This is a genomic window from Microbacterium lacus (genome assembly GCF_044794305.1).
GTDB classification, from domain to species: domain Bacteria; phylum Actinomycetota; class Actinomycetes; order Actinomycetales; family Microbacteriaceae; genus Microbacterium; species Microbacterium lacus_B.
This window is the reverse complement of the sequence record NZ_CP084996.1, coordinates 1,007,296-1,022,900: the sequence shown is the minus strand read 5'-3', so window position 1 is coordinate 1,022,900 and position 15,605 is coordinate 1,007,296. Positions and strand designations below refer to the sequence as shown.

18 protein-coding genes are annotated in these 15,605 nt (G+C 66.3%); 12 read left to right on the top strand and 6 right to left on the bottom strand.

The features are described from left to right. Positions 1-28 precede the first annotated feature (28 nt). The 4 genes from LG299_RS05020 to LG299_RS05005 all read right to left on the bottom strand — a co-directional run bounded on the left by LG299_RS05020 (position 29) and on the right by LG299_RS05005 (position 5,770). Positions 29-1,429: a UDP-glucose dehydrogenase family protein gene (locus LG299_RS05020; protein WP_404433867.1), complete on the bottom strand. Its 1,401-nt coding sequence runs from the start codon at positions 1,427-1,429 to the stop codon at positions 29-31. Between the two features lie 65 nt (positions 1,430-1,494). Beyond that, positions 1,495-2,583 carry a hypothetical protein gene (locus LG299_RS05015; RefSeq protein ID WP_404433866.1) on the bottom strand — a complete coding sequence of 363 codons (1,089 nt, stop codon included), beginning with the start codon at positions 2,581-2,583 and terminating at the stop codon, positions 1,495-1,497. Beyond that, complete coding sequence (locus LG299_RS05010) at positions 2,580-4,403, bottom strand: right-handed parallel beta-helix repeat-containing protein (RefSeq protein ID WP_404433865.1); 1,824 nt, start codon at positions 4,401-4,403, stop codon at positions 2,580-2,582. The genes LG299_RS05015 and LG299_RS05010 overlap by 4 nt, the downstream gene beginning before the upstream one ends. Then, on the bottom strand, positions 4,400-5,770 hold the full coding sequence (locus tag LG299_RS05005) for a glycosyltransferase (protein ID WP_404433864.1): 1,371 nt from the start codon (positions 5,768-5,770) through the stop codon (positions 4,400-4,402). The genes LG299_RS05010 and LG299_RS05005 overlap by 4 nt, the downstream gene beginning before the upstream one ends. Before the next feature lie 645 nt (positions 5,771-6,415). Between LG299_RS05005 and LG299_RS05000 the strand changes: the two genes are divergently transcribed. The 6 genes from LG299_RS05000 (at position 6,416) to LG299_RS04975 (ending at position 11,081) form a co-directional block, all read left to right on the top strand. After that, on the top strand, positions 6,416-7,180 hold the full coding sequence (locus LG299_RS05000; protein ID WP_404433863.1) for a thermonuclease family protein: 765 nt from the start codon (positions 6,416-6,418) through the stop codon (positions 7,178-7,180). A gap of 334 nt (positions 7,181-7,514) precedes the next feature. Further along, positions 7,515-7,904 carry a DUF1801 domain-containing protein gene (locus tag LG299_RS04995; RefSeq protein ID WP_404433862.1) on the top strand — a complete coding sequence of 130 codons (390 nt, stop codon included), beginning with the start codon at positions 7,515-7,517 and terminating at the stop codon, positions 7,902-7,904. Further along, positions 7,901-8,314 carry an SRPBCC family protein gene (locus LG299_RS04990; protein WP_404433861.1) on the top strand — a complete coding sequence of 138 codons (414 nt, stop codon included), beginning with the start codon at positions 7,901-7,903 and terminating at the stop codon, positions 8,312-8,314. The genes LG299_RS04995 and LG299_RS04990 overlap by 4 nt, the downstream gene beginning before the upstream one ends. Before the next feature lie 40 nt (positions 8,315-8,354). Further along, complete coding sequence (locus tag LG299_RS04985; RefSeq protein ID WP_404433860.1) at positions 8,355-9,497, top strand: 3-oxoacyl-[acyl-carrier-protein] synthase III C-terminal domain-containing protein; 1,143 nt, start codon at positions 8,355-8,357, stop codon at positions 9,495-9,497. Continuing rightward, on the top strand, positions 9,494-10,180 hold the full coding sequence (locus tag LG299_RS04980) for an iron-containing redox enzyme family protein (RefSeq protein ID WP_404433859.1): 687 nt from the start codon (positions 9,494-9,496) through the stop codon (positions 10,178-10,180). The genes LG299_RS04985 and LG299_RS04980 overlap by 4 nt, the downstream gene beginning before the upstream one ends. Before the next feature lies 1 nt (position 10,181). After that, a complete protein-coding gene (locus LG299_RS04975) occupies positions 10,182-11,081 on the top strand; it encodes a DUF6999 family protein (protein WP_404433858.1) in 900 nt (299 codons plus the stop codon). Between the two features lie 15 nt (positions 11,082-11,096). On the opposite strand, the gene LG299_RS04970 is transcribed toward LG299_RS04975, so the two are convergent. After that, positions 11,097-11,489 carry a glucose-6-phosphate dehydrogenase gene (locus tag LG299_RS04970; protein WP_404433857.1) on the bottom strand — a complete coding sequence of 131 codons (393 nt, stop codon included), beginning with the start codon at positions 11,487-11,489 and terminating at the stop codon, positions 11,097-11,099. A 132-nt stretch (positions 11,490-11,621) separates the two neighbouring features. On the opposite strand from LG299_RS04970, the gene LG299_RS04965 reads away from it, so the two are divergent. Both LG299_RS04965 and LG299_RS04960 read left to right on the top strand, forming a co-directional pair. Further along, entirely contained in the window at positions 11,622-12,095 is a 474-nt protein-coding gene (locus LG299_RS04965) for a fluoride efflux transporter FluC (protein ID WP_404433856.1), read from the top strand. An 11-nt stretch (positions 12,096-12,106) separates the two neighbouring features. Continuing rightward, the gene (locus tag LG299_RS04960; protein ID WP_404433855.1) at positions 12,107-12,469 is read left to right on the top strand and encodes a fluoride efflux transporter FluC; all 363 of its coding nucleotides are present in this window, start codon (positions 12,107-12,109) and stop codon (positions 12,467-12,469) included. 21 nt (positions 12,470-12,490) lie between these two features. Here the strand turns inward: LG299_RS04960 and LG299_RS04955 are convergent, their stop codons facing one another. Next, the gene (locus LG299_RS04955; protein WP_404433854.1) at positions 12,491-12,985 is read right to left on the bottom strand and encodes a Fur family transcriptional regulator; all 495 of its coding nucleotides are present in this window, start codon (positions 12,983-12,985) and stop codon (positions 12,491-12,493) included. Positions 12,986-13,093: 108 nt separating this feature from the next. Between LG299_RS04955 and LG299_RS04950 the strand changes: the two genes are divergently transcribed. The 4 genes from LG299_RS04950 to LG299_RS04935 are packed head-to-tail and all read left to right on the top strand — an operon-like array spanning position 13,094 to position 15,531. Continuing rightward, positions 13,094-13,777, top strand: a complete 684-nt coding sequence (locus LG299_RS04950) for an energy-coupling factor ABC transporter permease (RefSeq protein ID WP_404433853.1) — start codon at positions 13,094-13,096, stop codon at positions 13,775-13,777. Next, positions 13,774-14,112 (top strand): PDGLE domain-containing protein, encoded by a 339-nt coding sequence (locus LG299_RS04945; RefSeq protein WP_404433852.1) that lies wholly within the window; start codon positions 13,774-13,776, stop codon positions 14,110-14,112. The genes LG299_RS04950 and LG299_RS04945 overlap by 4 nt, the downstream gene beginning before the upstream one ends. 1 nt (position 14,113) lies before the next feature. Continuing rightward, complete coding sequence (gene cbiQ / locus LG299_RS04940; protein WP_404433851.1) at positions 14,114-14,779, top strand: cobalt ECF transporter T component CbiQ; 666 nt, start codon at positions 14,114-14,116, stop codon at positions 14,777-14,779. Next, positions 14,776-15,531: an energy-coupling factor ABC transporter ATP-binding protein gene (locus LG299_RS04935; RefSeq protein WP_404433850.1), complete on the top strand. Its 756-nt coding sequence runs from the start codon at positions 14,776-14,778 to the stop codon at positions 15,529-15,531. Before cbiQ ends, LG299_RS04935 begins: the two co-directional genes overlap by 4 nt. Positions 15,532-15,605 lie beyond the last annotated feature (74 nt).

Sequence of the window (15,605 nt, the reverse complement as noted above, 5' to 3'; positions counted from 1 at the left end):
CCCTTCCTCGCCGCCTCAGCCACCGCGCTTAGCGGCGGCTGGTCACCGCCGCCCGATCGGCGGTGTGGGCAGGGCGTCCCAAAGCACGGAACTCCCACCCAGCTTGGAGGTAGGCGCCTCGGTCGAGCGCCCCGCGACCATCGACGATTCGGCGGGTGCGGACGAGGTCACCCAGCATGCTCGGGTCGGCGTCCACGAACTCGTCCCATTCGGTGAGCAGGGCGACCACGTCGGCGTCAGTCACGGCATCGGCCATCGAACCCGAGTAGTTCAGGTCGGGGTAGCGGCGGTGCGCGTTCTTGTTCGCCTGGGGGTCGTACACCCGCACCTCAGCACCCTCGAGGTACAGCATGCGTGCCACGTCCAGGGCCGGTGCGTCACGGACGTCGTCCGAGTTCGGCTTGAACGCTGCTCCCAGTGCGGCGACAGTCTTGCCCGCGAGGTTGCCCCCGGCGAGGTCACGGATCACGTCGACCATGCGCACGCGGCGACGGTTGTTGATCTCATCGACCTCGTGGAGAAAGGCGACCGCCTGGCCGACACCGAGTTCTTCTGCCCGATACGCGAAGGCACGAATGTCTTTCGGCAGGCATCCGCCGCCGAAGCCGAGCCCCGGCTTGAGAAACCGGCCGCCGATCCGCGTGTCGTACGAGAGAGCCTTGGCCAGCAGGTCGACGTCGGCACCAGTGGCTTCGCAGACCTCGGCCATGGCGTTGATGAACGAGATCTTCGTCGCGAGGAACGAGTTGGCCGCGACCTTGACGAGCTCGGCCGTCGAAAGGTCGGTGCGTACAACAGGGGTGCCCTGCGCGAGGATCGGCGCAAACGCGGCGGAAAGCTGACGATCCGCCCATTCCGACGTCACGCCGAAGACGAGGCGATCGGGGTGCAGGGTGTCTTCCACCGCGAATCCTTCGCGCAGAAACTCGGGGTTCCACGCCAGCTCGAGCTCGGCGCCCAGGGGCGAGATCTCGGACACCAGCGCAGTCAGGCGCTCGGCGGTGCCGATCGGAACCGTCGACTTGCCCACCAGCAGTGCCTTGCGGTCGATGCGCGCGGCCAGGGCAGAGAAGGCGTCTTCGACATAGCTGAGGTTTGCCGCCTGCGAGTCTGCGGCCTGCGGGGTGCCGACGCACACGAAGTGCACGTCGCCGAACGCCGCTGCCTCATCCATGTCAGTGGTGAACGTCAGTCGGCCCGAGGCGAGTGCCTCGCCGAGCTTGGCTTCGAGACCCGGTTCGTACATCGGCACGCGGCCGGCGCGAAGCTGCTCGATCTTGCTTTCATCGACATCGACGCCCAAGACGTCGTAGCCGAGCGCCGCCATGCAGACGGCGTGCGTCGCGCCGAGGTATCCGACCCCGATGACAGTGATGCGCGGATGCTCGACAATCGGCTGTTCGAGCGTGGTGCGTTCTTCAGTAAGCATGTGGTGCGTCCAATCGTTGTGGTCGGATGACCGCGAGGTGGTGCAGGTAGGAGTGAGCGCGAGGATTACTCGACGCACTCGACGTTGCTGAGTTCTGCGCCCGAGCCAGAGACGGTGTTGTCACACATCAACACGTTGTCTCGTTCAGGCTTGAGTGAGAAGCCGAGACCTTTCGTGCCGAGGTCGGCCGTGTTGTTCTGAAACACGTTTCGAGTACCCCAGCCGTCGACGATCTCGTGAGTCTGAAAACCGTCCTCGGGCGAGTTCGTGCCCGTGTTGCCTTCGATCAGCCAGTCATTGCCTTTCACATCCACCCACGAGTCGGCGCCGGTGATCGTGCTGCCATCGAAGGTGTTGTCGCGCAGGATGCCGCCGGTCGTGCCCTCTTTGATGTCGACGCTCTCGGAAGTCGTGCCCGAGATGTCGTTACCGGCCACGAGGTTGCGGTCGCTCTCATCGGGCTTGCAGTTGCTGATGTCGCACCAGTTGCTCTCGGCCGTGCCGATATAGATGCCCTCGCCGAACTTCGGCTTGCGCAGCCCGGTGTCGCTGATGGTGTTGTCGATGACCTGGTTGTCGCTGCTGCCGGCGCGAAGGTGGATCGCTTCGTCGCCGATCTGCGACACGGCCAGACCCTGGATGGTGGTGCCGGTCGTGCCGTCAGCCATCACGCCCTTCTGTCCGTTCTCGACGCTGAACCCCTGAAGCACCCAGTGCGTGGCACCGTCGAGGTGAAGGACGTAGCCGCCCTTGATGCCGCCGCCGTCGAGCACACTCTCGCCAGTGCCACAGAGGGTGATGGGGTCGCCCTGGCGGCCACTCTGTGTCGTCACGAACTCGCCGACGTAGCGACCGGGTGCGAGATTCAGGACGTCGCCGGGCTCGGCATCCTGAAGCGCCTTCTCGAGTTCGTCGGCAGTGGTGATCTCAACGGATGCGTCGGGGCACGCGAACTGTCCATCGGAATCGTCGGCCGGCGCGCTCTCCGACGCCTGGCCACCCGGCGCGCGGTCGGAGTCAGTGGTGCGGCTCACGGCCCAGGCGATCGTGGCGGCCCCGATCAGGATGGCCGACAGGATGGCGACGGTGACGGCGATGAGGGTCACCCGTCGCCGCGGCCGCCGGGTGGAACGTGCGGAAGTGTAGTCGCTCATGAGCGGGGGCCTCTCAGGTCATCGACCGAGACGATGCCGCGGCTGATCTCGGTCAGGGGTCGGCGTTCGAGGTAGAGGTCGCCGGTCGCACGTCTGCGCGAACCCGCGATCGCGGTGATGAGAAGGATCGCGCCGAGCCCGATCCACAGCAGCGTCAACGGCTGCGCCACCGTCTGTGCCACCGACGTGGGGGTCACCGGCTTCGCCCAGCCGTCGACGTCGTTGCCGGCGAAGAACCCACCGGTGGCGTTGTCGTAGAACGGAGTGCTTCCGTCGCCGGAGATCGTGTTGCCGGTCACGCGCACTCCGGTCGCGTCACCCACGAGCGTGACGGCATGGTTGCCGATATCGGCGAAGACGTTGTCTTCGACCAGCGCAGCGGCGCCGTCGATGCGCACGCCGGTATCGACGGACTCGAACCGATTGCTGTCGATCACGCTCGCGCTCACGCCGCCACCGACCGAGATCGACTGGCGTTGCTGCGCGGTGAAGGTGTTGCCCGTGATCTGCACTTCGGTAGACCCGCGGTTCAGCGCGACGCCCACCAGGTTGCCCGTGACATCACTGTCGGTGACGCTGATCGCGCTGCCGCCCATGACCTGCACGCCGTACCGACCGTTGTCTGAGACCGTGCTCTCGCTCACGTGCACATCACCGTATTCGGTGACCGCGGTGCCGTTGGCGCTCGGCCCCGTCACCAACGGGCGGCCGTCGATGCCGATGCCGTTTCGACCGTTTTCGGATGCCGTGACCGCCGACATCGTGATGCCCGAGCTGGACTGCTCGACGACGATGCCGTCGCGGGCGTTGCCGTTCGCCTGCACGGCGGTGATCGCCGTATCAGCGACGTCACGGTGCAACACGAGCCCGTCGATCAGGTTGTCGGTGACGCTGGACTGACTGATCGTCACACCGGAGGCGGATGAGATGAAGAGGCCGAAGGCGTTTCTCGTGAGAGTGACGTTGTAGATCTTGCCCCCGATCATGCTCGGTGCGGGCTGCTCATCGGCGGTCAGTTCGGTGACCTCTGCCTCAGAGATGGTGGGAGCGCCGCCGACCTCGAGCGCGCCGGGCGCAATCGGCACAGCGACCGCGTCGTTCGCGCCGGTCAGCGAGAGCCCACCGGTGTCGCCGGCCCAGAAACCGAGGTCGGAGAAGGAAGCGTGCGAGATGTTCACCGTGCCGCCGATCGCGCGAATGTACGCGCGTCCGTCGGCGGTCGAGGTATCAGCTGCGCCGGAGGCAGGATCGAAGCTGGTGAACTCCGCGACCTGCTCGGCGGTACCTGTGATCGTGACGGCGCTGCCGACCGTCACGATCGAGACGAACGTGCTCGGCGTGCTGAGAAGTTTGATGGGGGGCGGGGCGGTCGAGGTGAGGTCGAGGGTCGCGCCGCTGAGCGCCAGCACATTCTCAGACAGCAAGAACGACCCGTCCGCCTGCGCCACGAACGTGTCGGGGGCGAGTCGCTGCAGGTCGGCCCGTGTGTACGGTGCCTCGCGGGCGGTCAGCACCAGGGTCGCGGCCGGGGTGGTGGGCACGCGGAACGGACCCTCGACGCGTTCCACCTGCCACTCGACAGATGTTCCGATGGACTTGACGAAATCGATCCGCTCCTGCTCGGCCGCGACGAGCACGGTCTCTGCGTCGGGATTGCCCAGGTAAGGGTCGCCCGTGATCATGGCTGCCGTGTCGGTCGAAGCATCCGTCGCCGCGGCGATCGCCGGGGGATTGTTGAAGACCACGCCAGCCACGCACGCGGTCGCGATGACGGCGAGTGTCATCAGCAGAGTGCCGAAGAACCTTCGTGAGCGGCTCATGCGACGAGCTCCTTTTCGCTTCGCTGCGCGCTCGACGTCGAGACATCGGTGGGGGTTGTCGTCAGTGAGGACGCGCTCTGCCCGTCGCCGCCGATCTGGTCGGCATGGCGGGTCAGCCACCCCTGCTTATTCATCGTGATGAAGGCGAAGAGTTTGATCGGGAGCGCGATGAAGATCACCGTGAGAGCCATGAGCGGCAGGATGAGGATGTCGCGGGGGTGCCGGCGCAGGTGCGAGAAGCCCCGGATGCCGCGCCCCAGGAGCAACCACGCAAGTGTGGCCGCGATGCCGATGGCGGTGAACTCGAGACGCGCGAAGATCAGATAGGTCAGCGTCATGCCCATCGTGACGGGTGTCAAGAGGATCTGCAGGACGGTGATCTTCGTGACGAACGGAACCCGCCAAAGCCACCCCTTCGCGATAGCGGTCAGGTAGCAGCGGTACGAGTTGCGGCTCCACCGCACCCGCTGCTTGATGAATGCGCGAAAGGTGTCGGGAAACATCGAGAGCGCGCGAGCGCTGGACTGGTGCACGGTCTTGTAACCCGACGCGATGATCAACCACGTCAGTCGTCCGTCGTCGCCGGCGATACAGCGGCGGCCCAGGAAGAACTCGTTCTCGAGGTGATCGAGCACAGCGAGCACCGCATCGCGGCGGTAGGCGGCAGTGCGCCCCGACAGGCAGGGCACCGCGCCGGCACGGCCCATCGCCGGGACGTAGTCGTAGTAGCGGAGGTTCACCATCCAGTCGGCGATGCGACGCCACACGCTGGTGGCGCGCTGGTACACGTTCTGCTGCGTGCCCACGCCGCCGACCTCAGGGTCGATGAACGGCATCTGCACGTTGCGCAGCAGTGCGTCTTCCCAGCGGGTGTCGGAGTCGGTGAGGATCAGCAGGTCGTATTGGGCGAGGCGGATGCCGGCGCCCAGCGCCGAGCGCTTGCCGACGTGGTGGAAAAGGATGGGGTGCACACGCGGGTTGGCGAGCGCCGTGATGCGGTCGTACGCCTCGAGGTCGGCGAGATCGAGCACGATGATGATCTCGTCCGGATCTTGCGCGAGCCACGAGTCGAGGCACTCCAGAAGGATGTCGGGGTCTTCGTGGTAGGAGGGGACGATGACCGAGGTGGTGGCGCGATGCGCGTTCTCGATCGGTTGTGCGCGGCGCGACAGCGCGAACCGGTAGATCCACAGCCCCCACACGATGGTGCCGGCGATGGCGAAGGGGAAGAAGGGCGCAAGAGTGTCGAACAGTTGCTGGATCGCACCCCAGTCGATCGTTCCCAGTGCGTCCTGGACGACCGACACGAAGTCCGGCGACGGACCCGACATGAGCTGGCTGACGAGCTCAGGACGCACTTCGTTCATGGCACTACCTCTGTTCGTGGACGCGCGGGGGATCGAATCAGATCCCGGATGGGGTTCTCCGTTGAACGAGGGGTATGCGGGTTGCGTGAAGAAGTGCAACTGCGCAGGCTCCGACGGTAGGACCGAAAGCAAGCAGAGTTTGGGTACTTGTATTTGCTTCGCCAGCCGCCTATCCTCGCGGGTGCGCCCGCGCTCTGCGCGCGGGAGCGGGCGTCTCAGCTAGGGCTTGCTCCGCCGCCGGCAGTCACGACAGCCGGGGGGCTGTGACTGGTACGGGAGCGATCCAGGTGCTTCGCCGTCTGCGCGGTGACCTCGGTGCAACCACGAGATCACTCGCGGAGTTGACCCAGTGGTGTAGGCGCGGGACGAGTGGGGCGGGCCGTGAAAACGACATTGGTTGTTCCTTTCTCGGGGGAGGCGAAGCGGTACCGGGGGTGCACCGACCGGCAACGAAACCATCGAGCAAGAACTTTGATTGCCTACTTGTAATTCGGGCTCTGCACGCGTAAGGTCGCGCGTCGCCCGCGAGGCGGTCCCAGCCGTGACAGCGGCGCAGCCGCGCTGTTACGTTCGACCTGAGCGCGACGGGAAACTGGCCAGCGCAGCGCTCCCCGCGTGGGGACGCGGGCTGGGGATGGAGAGCACGTGCGACGGGTGACGACACTCGGGTCAGTCGGGTTGGCGGTGGTGGTGATGATCGCGCTCGCAGGCTGTGCTCCGGATGCTGCGCCCACCGAACAGCTGCCCACAACGGCCCCGTCCGCAGACGCCGCCGAGAGTGCGGAGACCGAAGCATCCGTCGCCCCCGTCGAGACCATCGCACCCGTGACGTTCGTCTCGGTCATCGACGGCGACACGATCGAAACCAGCGTCGGGACAGTCCGGATCATCGGGATCGACACGCCCGAGCGCGGCGAGTGCGGCGACAACGGTGCGTCAGCGGCGATCTCTGCGGTGATCGCTTCGGGTGATCCAGTGACGCTCGAACTGCCGGCAGGTCAGAACGACCAAGACCAGCATGGGCGACTCGTTCGCTACGTCACCACCCCCGCGGGTGTCGATCTCGGGCTCTTGCAGTTGCAGTCAGGCAACGCGGTCGCTCGGTACGACTCGCGGGACGGGTATCCGCAGCATCCGCGAGAAGAGAACTATCACGCGAGCCAGCTCGCCACGCTCGGCGCCGACGGTCTCGTGGTGACAGTCGATTGTCAGGCGCTGGCGCTTGCCCCGGTGGTCGACACCTGGTGGACCCAGTACTCGTCGTGCACGAAGCTCAAGAAGAACGACGTCGGGCATCCGGTCGGCCCGTTCAACCGCGACGATCCCGCGCAATCGGAGATCTATCAGTGGTTCGCGGTCGGCACCGGCCACGGTGGCGACGGAGATGGTGACGGCCTCGCCTGCGAGTAGCTGTGCGCGCAGGGAGGCCGTCGAATGTCTGTGTCGGCTCAGCGGCCTGTCGTCGGTGCGGTGCGACCGGTGGTCGACTTGGCTGCCTTGCGCGACTGCCAGAACTTGAGAACGACGGGCAGGATCAGCGGCATATAGCGGATGAGAGTGCGGAACATGGTGAACCTCCTGGTGCATGAGCCCGTACGATCGGCGCGGGCTCGACCTCTGAGTGTGCACTAACACTGTCGACAACCCAGGGCCGTTGCCAATCGGTCGCTCACGTGATAATCAGGGGATCCCAGGTCCTCGAGCGTCCCAGAAGAGGTGAACAGTGCCAGAACACCAACCAGCGATGTCACCGTCCGAGACGCCGGTCGAAGACGTGCTCAACCGGGCGACCGGTCCGCGTCGCGCCGAGGCCGACGAACTCCTTGCGATCTTCGGCGAGATCAGCGGCGAGCAACCGATCGTCTGGGCGGGCCGCATCATCGGGTTCGGCGACGTCGAATACCGCTACGAGAGCGGACGCAGCGGACGGATGCCTCGGCTTGCCTTCGCCTCGGGTTCAGCCCGGCACACCGTCTACCTGCCTGCTGACTTCAGTGAGAGGTGGCCCGAACTGATGGCGTCGCTCGGCCCGCATCGCGCGAGCAAGGTCTGCCTCTATCTCACACGGCTGACGGGGGTGGATCGGGGCGTGCTCCGAGAGCTGCTCGAAGCCTCACTCGCGGAGCATCAATGAGAAGCCACCACGTCAGTCGAGTTATCGCTGCTGATGTCGCGACCGTCTATGACTTCGCCGCTGATCTTCGCAACCTCCCGGTCTGGGCGGCGGGCCTTGCACAGTCGGAGGTTACTCAAGAAGGTGACGCGCTCTTCGTCGAGTCCTCGATGGGACGCGTACGCATTCAGTTCGTGGAGCGCAACTCGTTCGGCGTGCTCGATCATGACGTCACCTTGCCCTCGGGGGTCGTGGTCACCAATCCCATGCGGGTGTTCTCGCATCCAAACGGTGCCGAGGTGATCTTCACCGTCCGGCAGATCGATATGACGGACGAAGAGTTCGCCCGCGATATCGCGATGATCGAGGCCGACCTCGACAGGCTCGCAGCATCCGTCGTCGCGTCCTCACACGCACGCGGCGCGCTCTGAAGCGATCTCGTCGGCGCACTCGCTCACATAGGGTGTGCACATGGCCACGACGGCGACCGCGTATCTGACCGGATTCGGAAGCTATCTTCCGGGCGAACCGGTCGACAACGACGGCATTGTGTTGCGGCTCGGCGGTGACGATGCGGTCACCGAGCGTATCCGTCGCCGCATTCTCGAGCAGAACGGCATCAAGACCCGCCACTACGCCCTCGACGAGCACGGCGAGGCGAACGAACTCAACGAAGATCTCGCGGTGAAAGCGCTGAACGCAGCTTTGGCCGATCGCGGCATTGAGGCGACCGACCTGCGCATGCTCGCCACCGCGACGACGATGGGCGATGTGCTGGTACCCGGGTTTGCATCGATGGTGCACGGCCGGCTCGGCGGCGGCCCCATGCAGTTGCTCTCGGCCTCGGGCGTGTGCGCGTCGAGCCTCGCGGCGCTCGATGCGGCCGTCAGCAAGATCCGTCTCGGCGACCACCCGCGAGCGGCTGTCGTCGGGTCAGAACTGCCGAGCCGGAGCCTGCGCCAGCGTCGCTACGAAGGAATCCGCGCCGGGATGGACGCTCATTTCTTGCGATGGATGCTGTCGGACGGCGCCGGAGCTGTGGTCGTGGAGTTCCAACCCCATCCGACGAAGCCTTCGTTGCGCGTCGACTGGGTGCGGCACGTGTCACTCGCGCACGAGCACGACGTCTGCATGCGCGCGGGGATGCAGGGGCCTGAGCCCGAGATCGGGAGCACGTGGCAAGACGTCAGCACGGCCGAGGCAGACGCGCGCGGGATGTTCCTGCTCCGGCAGGACGTCAGCATGCTCGACGAGTTGGCCGAGTGCGGCATCCATCAGTTCGAAGAGCTCGTCGACATCGGCCTGGTCGATGTGAAGCACCTCGACCACGTGATCTGTCACTACAGCACCAACGTTTTTCGGGATGTCGCCTTCGATGCGCTGCGCCGCAGAATCCCGACGCTCGACACCGACCGCTGGTATTCGAACCTCGAGACCCGCGGAAACACCGGCGCCGCGAGCATCTTCATCGCCCTCGAAGAAGCCTGGAGATCCGGACGCTTCGCGCCAGGCGAGACGATCCTTCTCGCTGTGCCCGAGTCGGGGCGGTTCTCTTTCGCCTTCGCCCACCTCACCGTCGTCGCCCCGCCCACCCAGCAAGGAGCATCGTCATGACCGACACCCTCGCATCCACCGAAACAGTCACCGAGACACTCGCCGATCGCCTCGCCGCGGTGTGGGAAGACTTCGAGGCGAGGCTCGCCCGCGTGCCGGTGCTGGCGCGACTGGACGACGGCACGGCCACGATCGACGATTACCGGCGTCTGCTGTTCAACCTTCGCCAGCAGGTCGTCGACGGGTCGCTGTGGATCTCGCGCGCGGCGTCGAACTTCGACATTCCGCACTTCGAACTGCGCGCGGCCGCGATCAAGCACGCCGAAGAAGAGCATCGCGACTACCTCATGATCGAGCGCGACTACGTCGCCGTCGGCGGCACCCTCGCCGAGCTTCGCGCGGGTCGCAAGAACCTCGGTTCCGAAGCCCTCTCTGGCTACATGTTCCACTACGCCGACCAGCCGAACCCGGTGGGGCTCATGGGCGCGATGTTCATCATCGAGGGTCTCGGCGCGCGGCGCGCGGCCGCGTGGGCCGCGCGCTACCAGGAGCTGCTCGGGCTCGCCGACAGCCAGGTGCACTTCATGCGGTACCACGAGCAGGCCGACGCCGCCCACACCGGCGACCTCGAGGCGATCCTCACCTCGGGCATCGTCGACGAGTCGGCCGCCGACGAGATCGTGCGGTGCGCCGAGGTGGTCGCCCGCCTCTACGCGCTGCAACTGGAAGAACTGGACAACTGAGGTGGCAGCATCCAAGCCGTCCTTCCCGTCGATGCCCTCGATGCCCTCCATCCCGGAGTTCGTGAAGTCCGACCCGAGCATGTGGGAGGCGATCTACTCCGACCCGTCGGTGCCGCTCGACCGCACGGTGGTCAAGATGATCATCAACGATCAGCGCCGGCTCTCGCGCCGCTGGCTCTACCCCCTCGCCCGCGTGTTTTCCCGCGTGCTCGTGGCGATCATCTCGATGATCAAGCGGGTGCTGCCGTTTCGGTGGATGCCGCTGCCTGCCATGGACTTTCTCTGCGTCTGGTTTCTGCGCAACTTCGTCTCACCCGATGCGGGCGAGCTGCTGATCCGCCACTTCGTCGTCGAGACCAACCTGGTCAACTTCATCATCCGCAACACCCCGGTCGACATGAAGCCGGTCACGCTGCGCCCCGAAACCCTCGCGGGCCTCGGCGACGAGGCCGTGGTCGAGCACGACATCAACGTCTACGACGTGCTGATCGCCCTCGACGGTGTTCCGCTCACGGCCGCAGAGAAGCTCGACTTCACTCAGCTCGATATTCCGAAGCTGGATGCTGAGCGCTCGCATCGCCGCAAGTTCCGGCTCGACATCCAGACCGCGCTGTGCTTCATGAACATTCCGTTCTCGATGGCACTGACCGTCGAGGAGTACCGCCGCGCGGTGCACAGCATCCGCTTCGACGATTCATTCATGGAGATCCTCGCGGTGATCACCGACGACGACACCTTCAGGCACTGGAAGCTCGGGGCGCTGAGCCTCTGGATGGACTCGAACGTCGACGTTCCGCGCATGGTCTATCGCCACGCGCTCGTGTGCGAGTACGCGCACGCCCACCTGGTGAAGATCGCCGGGGGAGCGTACCCCCGTCACACCCTCGCCGAGCGGGATTGACTCTCTAGGAGAGGGTTAGAGCTGGGTGCCGCAGATTCCGCAGAGACCCTTGGCCGACGTCTCGACGAAGCAGTTCGGGCACAGAGCGCGCAGCGGGGCGTCGCTGAGCATGGGGCGGCGCGTGGCGGTCTTGCGCTCGGCGCGGGCAGCGTTGGCCTTGGCCGTCTTCGCCGCTGCAGGCTTACGGTCGATGACCGGCAGGTGCTCGGTGCAGTAGAACCGCACATAGCCCGCGTGATCGGTGGGGTGACGGTGCTTCAGCGCCCACAGCTCTGTGCGGGGGCGGGCGTCTGACGCCGGCCCGCAGACCGAGCATCGGGTGTCTTCACCGGGTGCGATCTCAGAGACAACGGTGGGCGCATCGAAGGCGAGAGAGTCTCGCCAGTCCGAACTTGCGGTGATCTTCATGAGCGTCAGTCCTCCTGAAGCATCCGTTCGGGCAGCATGCTTCCTCCTAACCGTACGCGACACGAGCGCCCTTCGCTTCCCTGTGAGGTTCGCGCGCGAAGCTATTGTCGTGTGACAACCGAAGGAGCCTGCGTGTCTTTCACCGATCCTGAGCGCGGCAACGCGTCGCAGATCGCCCAGCCGCTCTTTGCGAGGCCGCGCCTGATCGTCGCCGTGTTCATCGGCGGCGCGCTCGGGACCTTCGCCCGCGAGAGCACCGTCCTCGTCGTCGCGGCACAGGAAGGCGTGCCGTGGGGCATCCTGCTGGTCAACATGGTCGGGGCGTTTTCGCTCGGGGTTCTGCTCGGCGCGCTCGGCGCTCGCGACACCGAAACGCCGGTGAAGCGCGACGTGCGCCTGTTCTTCGGTACCGGCGTGCTGGGTGGGTTCACCACTTACAGTGCGCTCGCGACCGACACCGCCCTGCTGCTCGAGAGTGATCCCCTCGCGGGAAGCCTGTACGCGGTCGGCAGTGTCATCGCGGGCATCGCGCTCGCCGCGCTCGGCGTGTGGGTGGGGTCCCGTGTGTTTCCGCGGCGGGCCGACTCGCAGGAGGTTGTCTCGTGAACCCTGGGTTGATGTTGCTCATCATGATCGGCGGCGGAACCGGCGCGGCGCTGCGATTCATCGTCGACGGGCTGATCCTCAGCCGGACGCGCAGCGGCTTTCCGTGGGGAACGATGGTGATCAATGTCACAGGGTCGCTGATCAGCGGCTTTCTGGCCGGACTTGCGGGGGCGTCGCTTCTCGGCGCTGAAGCCTGGTTGATCCTCAGCGTCGGCCTCATGGGCGGCTTCACCACCTTCAGCACCGCCATGGTCGACACGGTGCGAATGGCCGAGGGGCGCGAGTGGCGGCGATTCGCGATCAACGCGTTCGGGATGCTGGTGCTTGCGGTCGCCGCAGCCCTGGCGGGTCTCGCGATCGCCCGAGCGCTGTAAGTCAGCCGCTTCACGTCAGAGCTACGCGCCGCGAACCCGTTCGGACGCGATGCACTCGGCGCACACGCCCATCAGGGTGGACTGCGGGCCGTCAATGGCGAACCCGGTGGCGCGTGAGACGCGGACGGATGCTTCGGCCAGCGCGTCGGCCGGAATCACGATGATCGCCCCGCACACCCGACACTGGGCGTGCAGGTGCTCGTGCCCCTCGGGCGAGGAGGCGAAGTGATAGACGGTCGCCCCGCCGGTGGAGTGCAGGTGCGACAGAACGCCGAGATCGGCGAGCATCTCGAGCGTGCGGTACACCGTCGCCCGGTGTACATCCGGCGCGACCTTCTCGAGGTCGGCGACGACCTGATCCGCGCTCAAGTGCTCGTGGGTGCGCGCGAGTACGTCGAGCACCGCACGGCGCGCGGTGGTGACCCGTTCGCCCCGCGCGCGCAGCGCGTCGAGAGCCACCTCGACGGCAGCATCCGGCGAGGAGTGATGCAGGTGCGCGTGCGTCGCCTCGGACATGCCACCCATCGTGACACAGTGCCCACGAGGCTCTGACTTCGTGCGACTGGGTCGCACTAGAGTGACATCAAGGCGCGACTGAGTCGCATCACGCCGGAAAGGGCGCACGTGCACGTTCCCGACGGATTTCTGAACCTGCCCACCTCGATCGCCACGGGTGTCGTGGCCGCGGGAGGCATCGCGATCTCGCTGAAGCTCGCCGGCAAAGAGTTCGTCGATGATCGCAAAGCGCCGATGGTCGGGATCGTTGCGACGCTGATCTTCGCGTCGCAGATGGTCAACTTTCCCGTCGGCGCGGGTACGAGCGGCCACCTGATGGGGGGAGCGCTCGCCGCCGTGCTCGTCGGCCCCGCCACCGCGGTCCTCTGTCTGAGTGTGGTGCTGATAGTCCAGGCATTTCTGTTCGCGGACGGGGGTATCACCGCGCTCGGCACCAACATCACTCTGATCGGATTGGTCACCGTATTCGTCGGGTGGGGAGTGTTCCGCCTTGTCATGCGGGTGCTGCCCGGTCGTCGCTGGGCAGTGGCCGTAGCATCCGCCCTCGGAGCGTTTTTGTCAGTGCCGGCTGCTGCCGCCGTTTTCGTGGGGCTCTTCGCGATCGGCGGCAACGTGTCGGTGCCGCTCGACACCGTGCTCGCGGCGATGCTCGGGTGGCACGCTGCGATCGGCCTCGGTGAGGCGATCATCACCGCCCTCATCGTCTCGGCGGTGCTCGCCACGCGCCCCGACCTCGTCTACGGAGCGCAGTTCGAACGCGCACCTCGCGTCACGGCGGGGGTGCTGGCATGAGCGCATCGCGCCGCCGCACGTTCATTCCGCATCGGATGTCGACGAAGTTCTTCACGGTCGGAGCGCTCGCAACCGCGCTGTTCATCGCCTGCGTGCTGAGCGTCTGGGCGTCGAGCAACCCTGACGGGCTTGAGTTCGTGGCCGAGTCGACCGGGTTCATCGGGTCGGCCGAAGACAGCGCGACGGCAGGCAGCCCGCTCGCCGACTACGGCGTCTCGTTCGTCGACAACCCGTGGCTGCAGCTCGTGATCGCGGGCACGATCGGCTGCGCAGTCACCTTCGGGCTTGCCTGGCTCGTCGGACGTGCGGCCTCCAGGCGCGCGGCGCAGGACTGACGTGGCGACTCCGGCTCTGTGGGGCCACCGGCCCGGTGACACATGGCTGCACCGCGCTTCGCCGCGGGTGAAGCTGCTCGCGCTGGTCGCGTTCGCGGTGATAGTCGTTGCCACCCCGCGCGAGTGGTTCGTCGCGTTCGGCGTCTATGGCGTGTTCGTGATCGGGATGCTGGCATCCGTCCGCATCCCGCCCCGCACGGTGCTGCGGCGCATGGTGATCGAAGTGCCGTTCGTCGTGTTCGCTGTGCTCATGCCGTTCATCGCGACCGGACCACGCACGGAGGTGCTCGGGCTCTCGCTGTCGATCGCGGGGTTGTGGGGAGCGTGGGGGTTGCTCGTCAAGGCGACCCTCGCCGTGCTCGCCTCGATCGTGCTGGTCACCACGACCGAGCCACGGCGGATCGTGCTCGCGCTCGAGTCACTGCGGTTGCCCCGTCAACTCACGTCGATCATGGCGTTCATGCTGCGGTACCTCGACGTGATCGTGGGGGAGTCGGCGCGCATGCGCACCGCCCGTGAATCGCGCGGGTTCGTGGCCCGCGGCCCGCGCTCCTGGCGGGTCATCGCCACGGGTATGGGCTCATTGTTCGCGCGCTCTCACGCGCGCGGCGAACGCGTGCACCTCGCAATGCTCGCCCGCGGCTACAGCGAGCCGGGTCGCCTATGAGCGCCGCAGTCTCGGTGCGCGACCTGCACTACGCGTATCCCGGCGACCGCGGTCGCGCGGTGCTCAGAGGAGTGAGTTTCGAGGTGGCCGCGGGCGAGCGAGTGGCCGTGCTCGGCCCGAACGGCGCGGGCAAGACGACCCTCATGCTGCACCTGAACGGCATCCTGACGCCCTCGGCGGGTTCCGTCACGATCGGCGGCGCGGTGCTCGGTCGGGATACTGTCCGAGAGATCCGGCGTCGGGTGGGGCTCGTCTTTCAAGATCCCGACGACCAGCTCTTCATGCCCACTGTCGGTGAAGACGTCGCTTTCGGCCCGTCGAACTACGGGGTGAGCGGCGACGAACTCGACGACCGGGTCACGCGGGCGCTGGGCAGCGTAGGACTGGCGGACGCGGCATCCCGCGCGCCACAACACCTCTCACTCGGTCAGCGTCGTCGCGCCGCGATCGCGACCATTCTCTCCATGGATGTCGATGTGGTCGTCCTCGACGAACCGACGTCGAATCTCGACCCGTCGTCGCGGCGCGAGCTGTCGACGACCCTGCAGGCGCTGGATGCGACGATCATCGTCGTCACACACGACCTGCCGTACGCGCTCGAGCTGTGCCCGCGGGCTCTCGTGCTCGACGGTGGCCGGATTGTCGCCGACGGCCCGACGGTCGAGCTGTTAGCGGATGCTGATCTCATGGCCGCCCACGGGCTCGAGCTGCCCTGGGGCTTCGACCCGCGCACTGCGGTGTCAGGATCGTGATCGTTGATGTGATCTTGACCCATCGAAGCTTCGTTACGATTCCCACAGAGCTTCGACGACGACGTGGAGCAGAA

Excerpts from the sequence above, each read along its gene's own strand:
- LG299_RS04970 (WP_404433857.1), bottom strand. The coding sequence starts at position 11,489 with ATGAAGATCACCGCAAGTTCGGACTGGCGAGACTCTCTCGCCTTCGAT.
- LG299_RS04945 (WP_404433852.1), top strand. The coding sequence starts at position 13,774 with ATGAGCGCATCGCGCCGCCGCACGTTCATTCCGCATCGGATGTCGACG.
- LG299_RS05010 (WP_404433865.1), bottom strand. The coding sequence starts at position 4,403 with ATGAGCCGCTCACGAAGGTTCTTCGGCACTCTGCTGATGACACTCGCC.
- LG299_RS05020 (WP_404433867.1), bottom strand. The coding sequence starts at position 1,429 with ATGCTTACTGAAGAACGCACCACGCTCGAACAGCCGATTGTCGAGCAT.
- LG299_RS04980 (WP_404433859.1), top strand. The coding sequence starts at position 9,494 with ATGACCGACACCCTCGCATCCACCGAAACAGTCACCGAGACACTCGCC.
- LG299_RS04985 (WP_404433860.1), top strand. The coding sequence starts at position 8,355 with ATGGCCACGACGGCGACCGCGTATCTGACCGGATTCGGAAGCTATCTT.
- LG299_RS04955 (WP_404433854.1), bottom strand. The coding sequence starts at position 12,985 with ATGTCCGAGGCGACGCACGCGCACCTGCATCACTCCTCGCCGGATGCT.
- LG299_RS04960 (WP_404433855.1), top strand. The coding sequence starts at position 12,107 with ATGTTGCTCATCATGATCGGCGGCGGAACCGGCGCGGCGCTGCGATTC.
- LG299_RS05015 (WP_404433866.1), bottom strand. The coding sequence starts at position 2,583 with ATGAGCGACTACACTTCCGCACGTTCCACCCGGCGGCCGCGGCGACGG.
- LG299_RS04935 (WP_404433850.1), top strand. The coding sequence starts at position 14,776 with ATGAGCGCCGCAGTCTCGGTGCGCGACCTGCACTACGCGTATCCCGGC.
- LG299_RS04995 (WP_404433862.1), top strand. The coding sequence starts at position 7,515 with ATGTCACCGTCCGAGACGCCGGTCGAAGACGTGCTCAACCGGGCGACC.
- LG299_RS04990 (WP_404433861.1), top strand. The coding sequence starts at position 7,901 with ATGAGAAGCCACCACGTCAGTCGAGTTATCGCTGCTGATGTCGCGACC.
- LG299_RS05005 (WP_404433864.1), bottom strand. The coding sequence starts at position 5,770 with ATGAACGAAGTGCGTCCTGAGCTCGTCAGCCAGCTCATGTCGGGTCCG.